Raw genomic sequence first — 533 nt, 5'->3', positions numbered from 1 at the left:
ACAGTTAATAAGCCATATCTGTTTCTCACTAACATCCTGCCTCTCTATTGTTCTCTTGCTATCTTTCTCTATCCTCTTTTCTTCACCTCCCCCATTCCACACTGTCCTATTCTCATTAAGTACCTTCACTGCTTTTATGTCCTCCAATTTTTTGCTCTCTATCATAGAGTGCTGATAGTCAGTATATATTGAGTGGATACATACAATATCTTTCTTTCATAGTCTGGCTTACTTCACTCAGCAATATATCCTCCGTATCTGACCACTTTCTATCAAATTCCAGGGTCTTGTTATTTTTTTATGGCTGAGTAGTATTCCATAGAGTATATATACCACACTTTTCCAATCCATTCATCAGTTTGTGGACATTTAGGTTGGTTCCATGTCTTGGCAATTGTGAATAATGCTGCAATAAACATTGATGTGCAAGCACTTTTCTGACTGAGTATTCTCCTGTCCTTTGGGTAGATACCCAGAAGTGGGGTTGCTGGATCAAATGGTAGTTCTTTGGGGAACCTCCATATTGTTCTCCA

At 38.6% G+C, this 533-nt stretch carries 1 protein-coding gene; it reads right to left on the bottom strand.

Going from position 1 to position 533, the window contains the following annotated elements; all coding sequences use genetic code 11:
* Positions 1-290: 290 nt before the first annotated feature.
* Positions 291-533 (bottom strand): hypothetical protein (locus tag IE124_RS35250; RefSeq protein WP_229833210.1); only part of this gene is annotated, 243 nt, incomplete at its 5' end.

The organism is Streptomyces narbonensis, from assembly GCF_014649015.1.
Lineage (GTDB): Bacteria > Actinomycetota > Actinomycetes > Streptomycetales > Streptomycetaceae > Streptomyces > Streptomyces narbonensis.
The sequence above is the reverse complement of the archived record's forward strand: the minus strand, read 5'-3'. Positions and strand labels throughout refer to the sequence as shown.